At 33.4% G+C, this 17,749-nt stretch carries 14 protein-coding genes and 1 pseudogene; 12 read left to right on the forward strand and 3 right to left on the reverse strand.

Features of this window, described 5'->3' with window-relative positions; genetic code table 11:
• Positions 1–28 precede the first annotated feature (28 nt).
• Together GTO82_RS04030 and GTO82_RS04035 are read left to right on the forward strand one after the other, a co-directional pair.
• A complete protein-coding gene (locus tag GTO82_RS04030) occupies positions 29–1,720 on the forward strand; it encodes a cell division protein (RefSeq protein ID WP_180873875.1) in 1,692 nt (563 codons plus the stop codon).
• 129 nt (positions 1,721–1,849) lie between these two features.
• Positions 1,850–3,238 (forward strand): annotated as a pseudogene (locus tag GTO82_RS04035) (IS3 family transposase).
• 22 nt (positions 3,239–3,260) lie between these two features.
• On the opposite strand, the gene GTO82_RS04040 reads toward GTO82_RS04035, so the two are convergent.
• Positions 3,261–4,532, reverse strand: coding sequence for an ISL3 family transposase (locus GTO82_RS04040; protein WP_180873876.1), 1,272 nt, complete (start codon positions 4,530–4,532; stop codon positions 3,261–3,263).
• A 289-nt stretch (positions 4,533–4,821) separates the two neighbouring features.
• Here GTO82_RS04040 and GTO82_RS04045 point away from each other — a divergent pair, with 289 nt between their 5' ends.
• Positions 4,822–6,501: a cell division protein gene (locus tag GTO82_RS04045; protein WP_180873878.1), complete on the forward strand. Its 1,680-nt coding sequence runs from the start codon at positions 4,822–4,824 to the stop codon at positions 6,499–6,501.
• 64 nt (positions 6,502–6,565) lie between these two features.
• Here GTO82_RS04045 and ybaK read toward each other — a convergent pair whose 3' ends face one another.
• Positions 6,566–7,069, reverse strand: coding sequence for a Cys-tRNA(Pro) deacylase (gene ybaK / locus GTO82_RS04050; protein WP_023599516.1), 504 nt, complete (start codon positions 7,067–7,069; stop codon positions 6,566–6,568).
• A gap of 62 nt (positions 7,070–7,131) precedes the next feature.
• On the opposite strand from ybaK, the gene prmA reads away from it, so the two are divergent.
• The 6 genes from prmA to aspS all read left to right on the forward strand — a co-directional run bounded on the left by prmA (position 7,132) and on the right by aspS (position 14,620).
• Positions 7,132–8,079 carry a 50S ribosomal protein L11 methyltransferase gene (gene prmA, locus GTO82_RS04055; RefSeq protein ID WP_180873880.1) on the forward strand — a complete coding sequence of 316 codons (948 nt, stop codon included), beginning with the start codon at positions 7,132–7,134 and terminating at the stop codon, positions 8,077–8,079.
• A gap of 32 nt (positions 8,080–8,111) precedes the next feature.
• Positions 8,112–8,492, forward strand: coding sequence for a hypothetical protein (locus GTO82_RS04060; RefSeq protein ID WP_004897179.1), 381 nt, complete (start codon positions 8,112–8,114; stop codon positions 8,490–8,492).
• A 17-nt stretch (positions 8,493–8,509) separates the two neighbouring features.
• Positions 8,510–10,759: a RelA/SpoT family protein gene (locus GTO82_RS04065; RefSeq protein WP_011162153.1), complete on the forward strand. Its 2,250-nt coding sequence runs from the start codon at positions 8,510–8,512 to the stop codon at positions 10,757–10,759.
• Positions 10,759–11,196, forward strand: a complete 438-nt coding sequence (gene dtd / locus GTO82_RS04070) for a D-aminoacyl-tRNA deacylase (RefSeq protein ID WP_086874948.1) — start codon at positions 10,759–10,761, stop codon at positions 11,194–11,196. Before GTO82_RS04065 ends, dtd begins: the two co-directional genes overlap by 1 nt.
• Before the next feature lie 282 nt (positions 11,197–11,478).
• A complete protein-coding gene (hisS, locus tag GTO82_RS04075) occupies positions 11,479–12,765 on the forward strand; it encodes a histidine--tRNA ligase (protein ID WP_004897182.1) in 1,287 nt (428 codons plus the stop codon).
• 1 nt (position 12,766) lies between these two features.
• Positions 12,767–14,620: an aspartate--tRNA ligase gene (gene aspS / locus GTO82_RS04080; protein ID WP_180873882.1), complete on the forward strand. Its 1,854-nt coding sequence runs from the start codon at positions 12,767–12,769 to the stop codon at positions 14,618–14,620.
• A 76-nt stretch (positions 14,621–14,696) separates the two neighbouring features.
• Here aspS and GTO82_RS04085 read toward each other — a convergent pair whose 3' ends face one another.
• On the reverse strand, positions 14,697–15,881 hold the full coding sequence (locus GTO82_RS04085; RefSeq protein ID WP_180873884.1) for an aminotransferase class I/II-fold pyridoxal phosphate-dependent enzyme: 1,185 nt from the start codon (positions 15,879–15,881) through the stop codon (positions 14,697–14,699).
• A 103-nt stretch (positions 15,882–15,984) separates the two neighbouring features.
• Here GTO82_RS04085 and msrB point away from each other — a divergent pair, with 103 nt between their 5' ends.
• From msrB to GTO82_RS04100, 3 genes are all read left to right on the forward strand, one after another.
• Positions 15,985–16,413 carry a peptide-methionine (R)-S-oxide reductase MsrB gene (gene msrB / locus GTO82_RS04090; RefSeq protein WP_014567394.1) on the forward strand — a complete coding sequence of 143 codons (429 nt, stop codon included), beginning with the start codon at positions 15,985–15,987 and terminating at the stop codon, positions 16,411–16,413.
• Positions 16,414–16,417: 4 nt separating this feature from the next.
• Positions 16,418–17,179 carry an SGNH/GDSL hydrolase family protein gene (locus GTO82_RS04095; RefSeq protein ID WP_180873886.1) on the forward strand — a complete coding sequence of 254 codons (762 nt, stop codon included), beginning with the start codon at positions 16,418–16,420 and terminating at the stop codon, positions 17,177–17,179.
• 278 nt (positions 17,180–17,457) lie between these two features.
• A complete protein-coding gene (locus GTO82_RS04100; RefSeq protein ID WP_180873887.1) occupies positions 17,458–17,649 on the forward strand; it encodes a hypothetical protein in 192 nt (63 codons plus the stop codon).
• Positions 17,650–17,749 lie beyond the last annotated feature (100 nt).

Below are 17,749 nucleotides of genomic sequence, written 5' to 3' on the forward strand. Positions count from 1 at the left end.
TTGAGACAATACTTATCAGAGGTAAGAAATGAAAAATCATAGTGTAGAAAAATATAAAAATAAAATAATAGATTATCTTATTCCGATAATTTTGAGTCTAGTAATTGCAACTGTTTTAATTTGGACTGAATTGACTACTCGATCTGGTCTTACTTTAGACGACACTGCTTTTCACTTTCATCGTTTTTATGATACTTACCAGCAAATACAGAATCATAACTTCTCTTACTTTCAAATGAATTATGGAATGGGTGAGAGTGGGCGAATAGTCAATGCTTTATATGGCCCATTCTTTGCTTATTTAATGGGAAGTTTACTTTTATTTTGTAGTTCTTGGCTTCGTTTTCAAATTCTTATAACCTACCTGATTTTTTTGGTTGGTGGTCTGGGAATCTATCGTTTAAGTCGAAAGGTTAAACTATCGCAAGTTGTTTCTTCAATAGTTACCACATTATTTTTAACTACTGGTTATATTGCATATTGGCCGAGATCCAATGCTTTCAACTCATGGGGTGCTGTTTTAATACCATTTGTATTAATCCAAGGAATTAACCTGTTGAATAATCATAAAAAGCGATTTAGCTGGATTAGTCTTGGAATTGTAATGGCAATTGTAGCTCAGATCCATTTATTAAGCACTTTCTTCTCCATTCTTGCCTTGATTCCTTTCTTTATTTACGGATTAGTTTTGAGTGAAAATAAGCGTCAGATGTGGATTGATGTCTTTAAAGCTGTTGGCTTATTCATTGTGTTAACAGCAAACGTATGGGGTGCATTTTTACTGCTCTATCCAACTAATCAAATGGCATCTCCGATCGATTACTCACCGGTTTTGACCGCTGTTAATCTATCTGTTGCTGGTACTTCAACAATGTGGACGTCAATCACTGAAGTCACATTGCTCCTATTTATTGTTCAACTAATTTATGTAATCTTTAACTTTAAGTCTTCTAAATTAAATACTTTTGTTACCTTAGAAGGCATAGTCTTTCTATATTTAAGTTCTAATTTGTTTCCATGGCAATTTGTGAAGGACACCCTACCAGCAGTAACTGGGTATTTACAATTTCCCAACAGGTTTACTGTCGTAGCATATCCTTTGCTATTTCTTGGAATTGGTTTAACACTGAATGAATTAATTAAGAGTCATGGTAAAAAAATTGGAATGATTGCGAGTGCATTAGCAATTGTAGTAGTGTTGTTTAATGTTAGAGCCGACTTTAATGAGATTAATAATAATATTACTTACAACAAAGGAATTACTAGCAATGCTAAGGAGATGAAGGAAAAGGGATTAGCTCCATATATCAATAAAGTAGAAATTAATAGTCCTGATTATCTACCAGTAAGAAAGAAGATCAAATCAAGTGATATTACTGGTATGTTAATGAGTATGTCTCTACAAAAAAATAATTTTGAGCAAAGGGCTCTTTCAAATGGGCGTTTAGAGCTTACTTGGAAAGACTCAACTTCTAAAGTAACTACGCTTCCGATTTTTATTTATAAACAATCTGAGTTAAGTTTAAATAATAAAGTAATAAAACCAAAAGTGAATGAAATAGGGATGCCACAAGTTCAGTCAAGAAAAGGGAAAAATACAGCAATTCTTTCTTTTAAGACTCCAACTTGGTTCACTGCTTTACTGTATATTTCCATCCTTAGTTGGGCACTATTAATAATTTATGGTGTATTCAGATGGGTAAAAATAATTAAAAAATAGCTAAAAAAGCTTCTTAGAACTAATGGCTCTTTTGCAAATCCTGTTGATGGATAATTTTAAGAAGGAATTAAGCAGCTAAGAAATTGATATGAACCCCGAAATTCGGACAAGAATTTCGAGGTTTTTATTATGTCTAAATTATCTAAGCAAGACAAAATTGACATCTACAATAATTGGAAGCATTATCATAAGTCACTATCTCAACTAGGTAGAGAATATGGAGTAAGACCTGACAATTTATATTATTTAATCCGTCTAATAGACCTTCACGGCTTAGAAATTTTGAATAAATCATATTCTTCTTATTCGGTAGAATTTAAGAAAACTGCCATTAAAAGAATATTGATTAACGATGAACCAGCGAATTAAGTTTCATTAGACTTAGGATTGCCAAGCTCAGGTATGATCTATAATTGGCTTCGCAAATATAAAGAGGATGGGTATAATGTCATTAATCATAAGAAAGGCAGACCACATCATGAAAAGCAAAGACCAACAAATCAAAGAACTACAAAAACAAGTAAAAGACTTAAAACAAGAGAATCTCAAGCTTACTGTCGAAAACGAATTTGTAAAAAAATTGAGCGCCTTAGTTTCCAAAAGAAAAAACCAAAAGCACCAGAAATAGCTCAGGTGGTTACTGAACTAAGGCAAGAACTTCATGTAACCGTCAGTTTCATATTAAATGTAATCAATTCTAATCCTGATTTACCTCACTTATCTAAAAGTAATTATTACTATGTTCTAAAACAAAATGATAAAGATTCAAAAAATCATCAGATCATGAAACGTATCAAAGAAATATTTGAGGAACATAAACATCGCTACGGCTATAGAAGAATTACAGCTCAATTGCACATTGAAGGAATTAAAATCAATCATAAGAAAGTAAAGCGTCTGATGAAAAAGATGCATTTATTTGGTATTGCCATTAGACGTAGAAAAAGATATTCAAGTTATCGAGGAACTGTAGGTGAAATCAAACCTAATTTGATCTGTCGCAATTTTTTAGCCATTTTACCAGATAGAAAGTGGTATTCAGATATAACTGAGTTTCATTTAAACGGCGAAAAATTATATTTATCACCAATTATGGATGGGTGTACCCATGAGATAATTTCTTATACATTAAGTCGCCGTCCAGTTTTAGAACAAGTAATGACCATGCTTGACCTAGCTTATAAAGCTCATCCTTCTCTAAATGGTCTTATTTTTCACACTGATCAAGGATGGCAATATCAACATTCTACCTTTCAAAAATAGCTTACAGATCATGGTATTGAGCAATCAATGTCTAGAAAAGGTAATTCATTAGATGATGGATTAATGGAAGGATTTTTTGGTATCTTAAAGCGAGAAATGTGGTATGGCTTTGAAAAAAAATTTAAGAATTTAGATGAACTAGAAGATGCAATCAAAGAGTATATTTATTACTATAATAATTTTAGAATTAAGAGCTCAATAAAAAACCATACTCCGATTCAATATCGAAATATGGTTTTAAATCAAACAGTTTAATAATATGTCCTAATTTTTGGGTTCATATCAAATAGCTGTTTGATTCCTTTTCTTTTATAATATTTTCTTCGAGTCTAATTCTAATTAATAAATGTTTGAAATTTCTATAGCCATAAGCAGTACGTTCAATTTGTTTAATCTTGCGGTTAACTCCTTCAAGACAACCATTAGAATAAGTTGAGGTAATACCGTTTAGGACACCAGAATAATTACGTTTAAAAGTTAATAGAGTTTGATGCATTTGTTTACCAACACTTTGTTTTGAATGAAGTAGATGGATAACTTTCTTTTCATCGTTATCCTGAATAGCAGTCATAAAGTCTTGCATAACCCAATAAGTATTTTCTAAGGTTTGGTCACAATCTAAACTATCTAAGACAACATGCTCCTGTGTTAGACAGTCCTTAAAATGCCAGTCGTAATAAGGAGTAGTCTTATTAAGTTTGTCATATTTCATGAGATAAAGCTTCCAAGGGGACTTTAAAAGCTTATATTCACGGCTTCTTTTATTAAATTGCTTCATGATTTGAACTCTGAAAATATTAAACGATCTAGTAAGCATTTGAACCATATGAAAACGGTCAATAACTATCTGAGCATTTGGAAATAATTCTCTAGCAACTAAAGGATAATAACAATTAAGATCCATAGTTACTGTTTTAACCATTGCACGAGCTTTAGGAGTGAACTTGTAAAAATAGCGTAGAATATCAGGTTTGAAACGAGTTCTAAAAATTTGAACAACTTTGTGAGTATCACCATCTAGACAAATAAAGTGAAGCTTTTTGCCTACACCTTTGAATTCATCAAAGGCTAAGTGTTCAGGGAGATGATCAAAGTCATCATAGAACTTAGAAGAGCAGGCTTCTAATACTCTTTGAACCGTGTTGACAGATACATTATGTTCTCTAGCAATGCTGGTCATTGAACGATCTTCAGTAAGAGCAGAAAGTATTTTTCGCTTAGAAGTGTTAGAGATATAGGAGCCTTTATTAACCAGATTAGATTGAGCCATAGATCTTTTTAAACAGTCATTGCAGAGAACACGTTGTTTTCTTAATCTGATAGTAACGGGCTTACTAGCATCAGCAGTAATGAAACGAACGTTAGAAACGTAATGACCGTTATGCTTAAGATTAGTAGAACTACAATAAGGACAAGTAGGCTGGATCAGCTCAGCTAAATATATTTTGTAAATCTTACCGTTAATATTTTCATTTGAATAATCAGAAAAAATAATGTTTTTATCTTCAATATCAAGAGTAAATTTAATATAATCATTTAAAGAGGACATAGTTTGAATCTCCATACACTTAATTGAATTGGTCGAAGAAGGATTTTAAGTAAGAGAGGACTATGGCCTCTTTTTTTACGTAAAAAAATCCTGTCGATAGAATATCATAGATATTCATCAACAGGAAAAATTATACAGCCGAACTAATGTGATTTTAGTTTTAAGAAGCTTTTATTTTTATAGATTAATTGACTCTATTATTTGTTAACAAGTGTAAAAAGGAAAAACAATAAATGATACAATTGAAAAGTTGGATTGAAAATATTACTTGGAGGATAAAATATAATTTATGAATAAATACAAGGAAAAATTAATTGAGTATGGTTTGCCACTAATTTTAAGTATATTGCTAGCGACTATACTACAAATTCCGCAATTATTTAATAATGTTGCTCTTACGGGATCAGATACTATTTTTCATTTCAGTAGATTTTACGATACTGCTCAGCAAATAAAAAACCATAATTTTTCTTATTTTCAAATGAATTATGGGATGGGAGAAACAGGGCGGATAGTTAATGCAATTTATGGTCCATTCTTTGCTTATTTAATGGGAAGTTTGTTATTAAGTGCGGGCTCGTGGTTTAATTATCAGATTATACTTGTTTATTTAATTTTTATAGTTGCCGGTTTTGGGATGTATATTCTCGCCAGAAAAGTAAAATTATCACGAACAGTTGCTTTAATTGTGAGTACGCTGTTTTTACTTTGCGGATATATAAGTTATTGTATTCCATCAAATAGTTTTAATGCATGGGGAGCGGCCTTAATGCCCTATGTTTTAATTCAAGGAATAAATTTATTTAACGATGATAAAAAACATTTTAATTGGATAAGTCTTGCAATTACGATGGCAATTGTTGCCCAAGTCCATTTATTAAGTACCTTACAAGCAATTTTGGCTTTAATCCCACTTTTTGTTTATGGTTTGGTAACTACAAAAAACAAAAAAAGAATGTGGGTAGATACTTTAAAAGCGGTAGTTCTATGTTTGATTTTAACTGCAAATGTATGGGGTGCATTTTTAGTACTATATCCAAAAAATACAATGTCAGCGCCATTAGATTTTTCACCGGCGCTAACAGTCCTACACCTTAAATCAAACGGCACAATAACAATGTGGACTGAAATTCAGGAAGCAGTTCTACTCTTATTTGGTTTACAAACAGTTTATGTTGCATTTAATTATCGTGTATCTAAATTAAACACATTTTTAACTATTGAGGGACTTGCTTTTTTATTTATAAGTTCAGATTTATTCCCATGGAGAGTAGTAGAAAAGTATTTTCCATCATTTTCAAACTACTTCCAGTTTCTTAATAGATTTACAGCAGTAGCTTATCCGCTACTATTTCTAAGTATGGGGCTTACTGTCGTAAATCTAATCAATCGTTATGATTTTCAGTTTAAAGTATTTGTAGAGTGTTTACTAATTTTCGTATGTTTATTTTCTCTGAGAGCAGATTTACGAGGAAATATTATTAAATTTAATAAAGTAAAAACTAATGTTGAACGTGTTAATCAATTTAGAGATCATGATTTAAGTAAATTTATTGATAGTAATCCTCCTGGCAATCCAGATTATCTACCACTAAAAAAGCAAATAAATTCTTGGAAGGTAAGTGGCTTGGTTTCTGGAACACTTATTTTTAATAATGGAGAGGGTTTTGAAAAAGAAGCTGCAAGTAATGGTAAATTAAATATAAGTTGGACTAGTGATGGGAAAGATTCTACTTTACCAATTGTTTTCTACAGACAATCAGTACTAGTAGTAAATGGTAAAAAGGTATCGCCTAAGTGTAATGAAATCGGAATGCCGATAGTGCAAGCAAAGAAAGGAAAGAATACAGCAATTCTTTCATTCAAGACCCCAATTTGGTTTACAATTTTACTGTATATTTCCATCCTTAGTTGGGTACTATTAATAATTTACGGTGTGTTTAGATGGGTAAAAATCGTTAAAAAGTAGCTAAAAAAGCTTCTCAAAACTAGAATTATTTTTCTAGTCATGAGAAGCTTTTTACTTAATCTTATTACTCTAATAAATCAACGAAAGTGGCATTAGTGACTTTTTGTAAATCATTAGGATTGATCATGATACTTCTACCAACCTCCCCACTTGAAACAGCAATTTGATCATGTTCTTTCATGCTGCTATCTAAATAAATAGGAAAATGATGCTTTTGGTAAATTCCAATTGGAGTGTTGGCCCCATGAACATAACCAGTAGTTGCGACTAACTTCTTAAGTGGAAGTAATTCACATTTTTTGTTACCAGAAGCTTTAGCAAGTTTTTTCATACTTAAGTGCTCGGTAACAGGAACAACTCCAACTACAGGACTATTTTTATTTCCCTCACATACCAAGGTTTTGTAGACCAAAGCCTCTTCATCGTCTAAAATGGAAGTATCCATTTGTTTAACATCGCCTTTTTGAACTGTGGCGAATTGTAATTGTTTATATGGAATCTTTTGTTGGTCGAGCATCTTCTCAATCAAAGTTTTATTAAGTTTTTTCTTTTTATTTTTTTTCGACATTTTTCTCACCTTTTAATATCATAAACGTGAGAATTTAACATGTCAAAAGGGGGACAAGATTAGTGAAATTATTAGCAATAAAAGTTGAATGTAGTCATGAATTAGAAGATGGATTAAGTTTCTTCATGCAAGATGAACTGGATGCACAGGGAATTGAAAGTCGTAAGCGTAGCGACTTTGTTTTAGAGGGTCAAAAACATGATAGTAGTTTAGTTGAACTAGATGATATTGAAAACCTACCTGAAGATTTAGAATTAACAGCATATTTTGAGTATGAAAATGCTGATAAAAAGAAGATAATTCAAAAAATTACTGATAAAATAGCTGAAATGAAGGGTTATGGCTTAGATGCTGGCAACGTTTCAATTAGCACTAAGGAAGTGGCTGATGAAGATTGGAATACAGCTTGGCAAAAATACTATCATGTGATTGACTTTTCAAGACATTTAGCTATCGTTCCCGAATGGGAAGACTATCAACCGGCTTTCTCTGATCAACAACTGATTCGTTTAGATCCAGGACTTGCCTTTGGTACTGGTGGGCATACGACAACACAGTTAGTTTTGCTTGCTATGGAACGTGCTTTAGTTAAGCCGATGTCTGTTTTAGATGTTGGTACTGGCTCTGGTATTTTGGCAATTGCTGCAAGTAAGTTAGGAGCAAGCCATGTATTAGGAACTGACATCTCTGATGAAGCTGTTACTGCCGCTAAAGAAAATATTGCCTTAAATAATATTGATAATATTGATGTGCGTAAGGCTAATTTGTTAAAAGATATTGATGAAAAATATGATCTAATCGTGGCAAATATTTTAGCTGATATTCTGTTAGAATTAATTCCGGATCTAGATAATCATTTGAATGAAAATGGTAAAATTATTTTTTCAGGAATTGATTATTTACAACTTCCCAAGATAGAGAGGGCGCTAGAAGAGAATAATTTTGTAATTAAAATGAAAATGCAAGAAGGCCGCTGGATTGGACTATTAATTGCTAGAAAACCAAATTAAAAATATTAATTAAAAGAAAAGGTAAGCGAAAAATGAAGAAAAATAGTGAAGAAAAGAAAAATTTTAATTTTAAGGCTTCATGGAGTAAAATAAATGAAAAATCATTTATGCCTCTTATTTGGTTAACTTTATTAGGAGTAATTGTTTGGATTATCTGTCCACTCGTTCATCTAAGTCGAGTTTGGCGAATTGGACTAGTTTTCTTTATTTTTAATACTTATTTAAGCTACCAAATTGGTCGTATTATGCAAATTAGAAAGTTAAGCTGTTGGTGGCTACTTCTTTTTCCTGTAGTTTTTGCTATTGCAGTTTTCATTCACTTTGCTAAATATAACTTCTTATTGTGCTTAGTATATTTAAGTTTTGAATTATTTGGTTTATGGCATGATGATTTTTACAAAGAAAAGAAATAAAGAATAGGTGATACGTTATGTCAAAATATCATGAAATGACTCATGAAGAAGTTCTTGCTGAATGTAAGAAATATATGAATGATGAACACTTAGCTTTTGTTGAATCAGCATATGAATTTGCTAAGAAAGCACATGAGGGTCAATTCAGAGTTTCCGGACAACCTTATATCATTCATCCCACTCAAGTTGCTGGAACATTGGCAACTTTACGTTTAGATCCTGACACAGTAGCGGCTGGATATTTACATGATACGGTTGAAGATACACCTGTAACTAACGATGATATCAAAGAAAAATTTGGTAAGGACGTTGCATTTATTGTTGATGGTGTGACTAAATTAAGTAAGATTCAATATAAATCTAAGAGCCATGAAGAATACTTGGCTGATAATCACCGTAAGATGTTAATTGCGATGGCTAAAGATTTACGCGTAATCATGGTTAAATTAGCCGACCGTTTACATAATATGCATACTTTAGACCATTTGCGCCCAGATAAACAAAGAAGAATTGCAGACGAAACTTTAGATATCTATGCTCCTCTTGCTGATCGTTTAGGTATTGGAACGATTAAGTGGGAACTTGAAGATATGAGTTTACATTATCTCAACCCACAACAATATTATCGGATTGTTAATTTAATGCAGTCTAAGCGAAGTGAGCGTGAAGGATATATTGCGGATGCAATTTCGACTTTGAAGCAAACTTTAGATAGCTTAGGCATTAAGTATGAGATTTATGGTCGTCCAAAACATATTTATTCAATTTATAAAAAAATGGTTAATAAGCACAAAGACTTTAGCGAGATTTATGACTTATTAGCTGTTCGAGTAATAGTTAAATCTGTGAAAGATTGTTACGCTGTTTTAGGTGCAGTTCATACTAAATGGAAGCCAATGCCAGGTCGTTTTAAGGACTATATTGCCGTTCCAAAGGTAAATGGCTATCAATCTCTTCATACTACAATTATTGGACCTGGAGGCAAGCCGCTAGAAATCCAAATTAGAACAGAGGCTATGCACCAAGTTGCTGAATACGGTGTCGCGGCTCACTGGGCATATAAAGAAGGCGTCAAGGGAGAAGTTGAGCAAACAGATGCAAATAAAAAGCTCAACATGTTCCAAGAAATTCTTGAGCTCCAAAATGAGACCAAAGATTCTCATGAATTTATGAAGAGTGTTAAAACAGATATCTTCTCAGATAGGGTATATGTTTTTACACCTAAAGGCGATGTTTATGAACTTCCTAAAGGCTCAGTTCCTTTAGATTTTGCCTACATGATTCACTCAGAAGTTGGTGCACATTCTGTTGGGGCTAGAATTAATGGTAAAATTGTTCCCCTAGACTACAAATTAAAAACTGGTGACATCGTTGAAATGTTAACTCAAGCATCAGCTCGTCCATCTCGCGACTGGGTTAACTTAGTTAAAACTTCACGTGCTCGTAATAAAATCAAGCGCTTCTTTAAGACTGAAGATAGAGAAGAAAACATTGAAAAGGGACAAAACATGATTGAACAAGAATTATCAAATCGTGATTTAGTTCCTAAAGAATTCATGACTAAAGCTGATGTTCAGCGAGTTATTGATCATTTCAACTATCACAACGATGAAGAGTTGTTTGCTGCAGTTGGGTATGGTGAAGTTTCTGCGGCAACAGTCGCAAATCGTTTAACTGAAGATTTACGTAAAAAAGCTGAAGATGAAAAGCAACGTCAACTTGAAGAGAAAATCATGAACGCTGGTCAGCAAAGTACTGAAGAAGATAACGATTCAGATGCTCCAGCAGATATTATGCGTGTTAAGCATAATAATGGGGTTATGGTCCAGGGTGTATCTGACTTAATGCTGCATTTAGCTAAATGTTGTAATCCTGTTCCTGGTGATCCAATTATTGGTTATGTAACTAAAGGACGCGGGGTAACTATTCACCGTGCAGATTGTCCGAATATAACCGAAGAAGCTAAAAAGCAGGGTCGACTGATTGATGTTGCTTGGGAAAATATCGCTAAAGATAAGAATAAAGAGAACTATAATGCTGACATTGAAATTTATGGTTTTAATCGTTCCCGTCTCTTAAGTGATGTAATCAATGCCCTAAATTCTAAAACTAAGAATATTGTCAATATTTCTGGAAAAGTAGATAGTAATAACATGGCTCATATTTATGCAACTGTCTCAGTTAGAGATGCAGCTCATTTGGAAGATATTTTAAGTCGAATGAGGGATGTGCCAAATGTTTATGAAGCAAAGAGGTCAATTAATTAATGCGTGTTGTTATTCAAAGAGTAAATAAGGCACAAGTTGCTATTGATAATGAAGTCGTAGGTAAAATTAAGCGTGGTTTTCTTTTATTAGTGGGCTTACGGAATGGCGATGAATTAGAACAAGTTAAAAAAGCAGCTGATAAAATTGCTAAAATGCGTATTTTTGAAGATAAAGAGGGTAAAACTAATTTATCTTTGAAAGATGTTAATGGTGAAATTCTAAGCGTTAGTCAGTTTACCTTGCTAGCAAATACTAAAAAAGGAAATCGACCAAGTTTTGTAGAAGCTATGCGTCCACCTAAGTCAAAACAATTATGGGAAGACTTTAATCATGAACTAGAGGATAAAGGCTTCCATGTTGAGACAGGTGAATTTGGTGCTGACATGCAGGTTAGTTTAGAAAATGATGGTCCCTTTACAATTGTATTAGACATTTAAAATATTTAAGTAAAGGCTTACAAAGGTTGACTTTGTTGACTGAAAAATATAAGCTAAAAAGGAATTATCGATGACGAAGAATGTAGATTAGCATGATCTATCTCAGAGACCGCTTGTTTGGTGAGAATAGCGGATAGGTTGCGATCTGTGACACCTTTAGCAGATAATGGATCGTTTCGCGAGCGTTAATCGCAGCAAGCAAAAGGTGGTACCGTGCTAATTTATTGCGCCCTTGACTCAGTTCAAGGGCGCTTTTTTATTAATATATTAAAGGATGATTAAATGAAAGTTCAAAGACCAAAAGGTACAGTCGATATTTTGCCAGGAGAATCTGGTTCATGGGAAAAAGTAGAATCTATCGCTAGGAACTTTTTTAAAAGAGCTAATTACCGTGAGATAAGAACACCTAGTTTTGAAAATTATGAAGTTTTTTCACGTTCTAGTGGTGAAACTTCAGACGTTGTTTCAAAAGAAATGTACGACTTTAACGATAAGGGTGGTCGTCACATTGCATTGCGTCCTGAAGGAACTGCTGGTGTAGTTCGTGCTTATGTAGAAAATAAGCTTTATGGACCAGATGTTGTAAAGCCATTTAGCGTTTACTACATTGACAATACTTTTAGATATGAAAGACCACAAGCCGGTCGTCAACGTGAATTCCACCAGATTGGTGTTGAAAGTTTTGGCTCTGACAGTCCATTAGCAGATGTAGAAACTTTAATGATGGCACATGATTTACTCGCTGAATTAGGTGTTAAAAATTATGAATTACACATTAACAGTTTAGGTAATGCTCAAGTTCGTGAAGCATATCATGATGCTTTGGTAAATTACTTTACACCAGTTAAAGATCAACTTTCTGAAGATTCACAACGTCGCTTAAGTCAAAATCCATTAAGAATCTTGGATTCAAAAGATGAACGAGATAAGAAGTTTTTACCTAATGCTCCTAAGATTGTTGATTACTTAGATGATGAATCTCGGGAAAACTTTAAAACAATTACTGATATGTTAGAGCAATTGGGCATTAACTATGTAATGGATGATGATTTAGTTCGTGGTCTTGATTACTACACTGGAATTATTTTTGAGTTCATGGTTGAAGATAAGAATCTATGGGAATCAGCAACGACAATTTTAGGTGGAGGACGCTACAACCACTTAGTTGAAGAGTTTGATGGACCAGAAACACCTGCAGTTGGTTTTGGTATTGGGGAAGAAAGATTAATGCTTGTATTGAAAGAGCAAAATCCAGACCTTTTCCAAGAAGAAGGAATAGATTTCTTTATTACTAATATTGGTGCAGGAACTGAGTTTAAAGCTGTTGAAGTTGCACGTAGTTTACGTGAACAAGGCTTTAGTGCACAATATGATGTTGACCAAAAGAAGCTTAAACAACAGTTTAGAAAAGCTGATCGCGTTCATGCAACATTTGTAATTACCTTGGGAGCTAAAGAATTAGAAAATGGCGTTTTAAATATTAAGCGTTTAAGTGATGGTAAAACTATCGATCTTAGCTTAGAAGATATAAATAATATGCAAGATGTTATAAATAAATTGGAGGATTAACATGGAACATATGGACAAAAGAACTGATTACGCTGGTAATATTACTAGCAAATATGAAGGACAAGAAGTAACCCTTTATGGTTGGGTTCAACGTGTTCGTAATTTAGGAAACTTAGTTTTCATTGACCTTCGTGACCGTGAAGGAATCGTACAAGTTGTTGTTAACAAAGATTCCGGTGAAAAGTTAATGGAAATTGCTGATTCATTGAATAATGAAGATGTAATTGAAGTAAAGGGAAAAGTAGTTAAGCGTTCAAGTGTAAACCCAGAAATGAAGACTGGTGAAGTTGAAGTAGATGCTACTGAAATTGACGTACTAAACAAATCAAAAGTACCACCATTTGAGATCAAAGATGATATTAATGCGGCAGAACAAACTCGTTTGAAGTACCGCTACCTTGATTTACGTCGTCCAACTCTTCAAAGAGCAATTATTTTACGTTCAAAGATTTTGAAGGCAGTTCACGAATACTTCGATGAACAAGGCTTTATTGATATTGAAACTCCAATTTTAGGTAAATCATCTCCTGAAGGTGCTCGTGACTACTTAGTTCCTTCAAGAATTTACCCAGGTAGTTTTTATGCTTTGCCACAATCACCACAATTATTTAAACAATTATTAATGGGTGCTGGCTTTGATAAATACTATCAATTAGCTCGTTGTTTCCGTGACGAAGACTTACGTGGTGACCGTCAACCGGAATTTACTCAAATCGATATGGAAACTTCTTTCTTAGATGAACAAGGTGTTCAAGACTATACTGAAGGTCTTTTAAAGAAGATTATGAAAGATGTTATGAACATCGATTTAAAGACTCCAATCAAGCGCATTACCTGGGACGAAGCAATGAACAAGTATGGTTCTGACAAGCCTGATACTCGTTATGAAATGTACCTTCATGATTTAAGCCCAATCTTCAAAGATAGTGACTTTAAGGTATTCTCTGGTGCAATTGCTGATGGTGGTGTAGTTAAAGGTATTGCTGTTAAGAATGGTGCTAAAGAATATTCACGTAAGAAGATTGAAGAAAAACAAGACTACATCAAGCGCTACAATGCTAAAGGTTTAGCTTGGGTTAAATATGAAGATGGCGAATTTTCAGGACCTATTGCTCGTTTCTTAACTGATGAAAACAAAGAAGCTTTGAAGAAAGAATTTGATCTTGAAGGCGGCGAATTAATCGTTATTGTTGCTGACAAGTGGAAGGTTGTTACCGATTCACTTGATCACCTACGTCGTGAATTTGCTCATGAAACTGGTATTATTCCAGAAGGTGTCTTTGACTTTGTATGGGTAGTTGACTGGCCATTGTTTGAGTATGATGAAGGTTTAGGTCGCTGGATTGCTGCTCACCACCCATTCACTATGCCAGATGACGAAGGTATTAAGTTGTTAGATACTGATCCTCATAAAGCTCATGCACGTTCATACGATATTGTTATGAACGGAGATGAAATGGGTGGTGGATCAATCCGTATCCACAAACGCTCAATTCAAGAAAAGATGTTTAAGGCTTTAGGTTTCACTAAGAAGCGTGCTTATGAACAATTTGGTTACTTAATGGACGCTTTAGATATGGGATTCCCACCACATGCTGGTCTTGCTATTGGTCTTGATCGATTAGCTATGATGTTAGCAGGTAAGGACAACATTCGTGACGTTACTGCCTTTCCAAAGACTGCTTCTGCTTCTGAGCCAATGATGCATGCTCCAGCTCCAGTTGCTGATAAACAATTAACAGATATTGGTATTGAAGTTGAAAAGCAATATGAAGACAGCGTTAAGGAAACAGAACAACGCCTTGAAAAAGAAGCTCAAGAAGATGCTGATAAGAACTCAACTTGGGATGAATAATCTTAGTTAAAAATTTGAGTAACAAAAAATTGCATTACCTAACTATTAAAGTAAGTAATGCAATTTTTTTATTTATTTAAATATTTTCAACAAATTTTGCAATTCGTTTTAAGGCTTCTTGTAATTGTTCGGTCGAAGAAGCGTAAGACATTCTAACATATCCTTGACCGCCCTTACCGAAATAGCGACCTGGAGTCACACCAACTTTTGCTTTAGTGGCTAATTCATTAGCGAAGGCTTCGTCGTCGGTACCAAAAGTATCAGGAATCTTAGCAAAAATATAGAAGGCTCCTTGAGGTGTAGACATTTCAAAGCCTAATTTTTCTAAACCAGTTTTCATAAATTCCAATCTGTCTTCGTAAATTTTGCGTGCTTCAAGAGGATCTGCTTGTCCATTATTTAGTGCTTCAATTGCAGCAGCCTGAACATTATCGGTTACGGAGGTAACAAGAAAAGCATTTACTTTTTGAATAGTTTTCATAATATCTGCAGGAGCTGCAATATATCCTAAACGCCACCCAGTCATTGCGTATGCTTTTGAAAGTCCTGAAATTAGAATATTGCGCTCAGGAATATATTGAGATAAAGAATGATGAACATTATTATCGTAAACCAATTCACCATATATTTCGTCCGTAACCGAGAAGAGATGGTACTTGGTAATAATCTCTGAAAGTGCCTTTAAAGTGGCTGCTGGATAAACACGACCTGTTGGATTAGATGGATCAGTTAAAATGATTGCTTTGGCGCCTTTTCCTTCATTTTCTAGTACTGTTTCAAGATGTTCAGGAGTCAGGATAAAATCATCTTTTGAAGTATCAATTTGAACTGGGATAGCTCCGGTTAATTTAATTAGTTGAAAGTAGAGTGCCCATACTGGCGTAGGAACTAAAATCTTATCACCTGGATTTAAAATTGACATGAATACATCATTTAAAGCTCCAGTAGCTCCAACTGTAACACAAATTTCAGTTTTTGGATCGTATTTAACATCAAGGCTGCGATCGAGATAGTTGCTGATAGCCTCTAATAACTCAGGCTTACCTGCTTGTGGTGCATAATGCGAGTCGTTTGCTTTAATATCGGCAATAGCCGCATCTTTAACATGATCTGGTGTATTTAAATCCGGTTCTCCAATCGTTAATTTAATAATTCCTGGGATTTGAGAAGCTTTTTCATCAAAAGCTCTAATTTTTGAAGGTCCTAAAGAATTTAATCGTGTATTTTTTGTAAGTGATAAATCATTTGCTAATTTTGGCATAAAAATCCCCCTCTAATATTATAGATTATTGTATAGAAACAAAAATCATGAGACAACATTTTTATGTTAAAATTTGATATCTTTAATTTTAGAAGGTGAAAAAATGTTTGATAAAAAAGAAGCTCTTAAAAAATTAAATTATGAACAATATGAAGTTACACAACATGCAGCAACTGAAATGCCTTTTAGTGGAAAATATAACGATTTCAACCAAAAAGGAATTTATGTCGATGTAGTTTCTGGTGAACCACTTTTTTCAAGTCAAGATAAATATGATGCAGGCTGTGGTTGGCCGAGTTTTACGAAGCCAATAAAAAAATTAAGTTATAAACGGGATCAATCTCATGGAATGGAGCGAACAGAAGTGAAAAGCCCCATTGCTGATTCCCACTTAGGTCATGTTTTTACTGATGGACCAGTTGATCAGGGAGGCTTACGGTATTGTATTAATTCTGCTTCCTTAAAATTCATTCCATATGATAAGCTAGAAGAGGAAGGCTATAATCAATATAAAAAAATATTTGAGGAATAGGATCATGAATTTAATACAAGTTTTTGATAATTTGAAGGTTCCAGAAGAAAATATTCCTGAATTATTAGAGTTTGCTGGTCAACATGAAGACTTTTTGACAAAGATAGTTAAAGCCTCTGGTAATCAGGTTGAATACAGTGTAAGTGCGAGTCAGGCTACCAATAGTAAGCTTCAAGATAAGCAGATTGCCTTTTTAGGAAGTTCTGTTACTTATGGTGCAGGTGCCTTAAGTGAATCATTCGTAGATTATTTAAGGAAAAAAGATGGGATTTATCCATTTAAAGAAGCTGTTTCAGGAACAACCTTAGCTGAAAATGGTGATAATTCTTATGTGGCACGCTTAGAGAAACTCCCAATTTTAGAAAATATAAGTGCGTTTGTTTTGCAGCTTTCAACTAATGATGCTAAAGCTGATATTCCTTTAGGTAAAATTAGTGAAAGTGACAAATATGATATTACAACTAGTATTGGAGCAATTGAATTCATTTTAGAGTATGTTAAAAAGACTTGGAATTGTCCCGTTTTGATTTATTCTAATCCATCTTTTGATTCTGAAAAATACGGTGAATTAGTAGAAGCTACAAAAGAATTACAAAAGAAATGGAAGTTTAAGTTTCTTAATATGTGGGATGATAAGAACTTTAACTATAGTGAAAAAGAGCGTCAACTATATATGGTTGATGATATTCATCCCACTCGTGCTGGATATAAAATGAGCTGGCTTCCTGAATTTGAAAAAGCGCTTAATGATATTTATGAAAATTAGTTTTATTTAAAATCCATCTTTTGATTTTATATAATCAAGAGATGGATTTTTTTCTTTTGCAGATAAAATAAATTTATATTTATTACGTTAAAATAATTATGTAAAGTGTTGTTTTGAAAATAGATTTAATATAAACGCCGGCTAATCGATGCACTTAACAGCCTTGTAGGCTATAAAGCTAAATATTATGACTAAGAAAGAAACTATAAATCTGTTATCATAGCAATATACAATATCACTTAGAGTTGTTTTATATTTGATTAGAAAGATGATATTTAATGATTAAACTAACAGAAGCTAGAAAAAAAGCTAATAAAAAATGGGATGAAAATAATAAAGCTAGAAAGAATTACATAGTTAAACGATCCACTGCAAAGAACTTTATTCTTAAGTTGGCGACTGAAGAAGATTTAAAAGCCATAGAAAGTTATATAGAGGAAAGAAAAGCAAAGTTAAAGGAAAGCAAGTAAATATAAAAAGAAAGTTATTTTAGATCTGATGTTCTAGAGTGACTTTTTTGCTTTAAGGGTAATTTCCATTAATAATATATATGAATGAATTAAAAGAAAT

This window comes from Lactobacillus johnsonii (assembly GCF_013487865.1).
Classification (GTDB): Bacteria; Bacillota; Bacilli; order Lactobacillales; family Lactobacillaceae; genus Lactobacillus; species Lactobacillus johnsonii_A.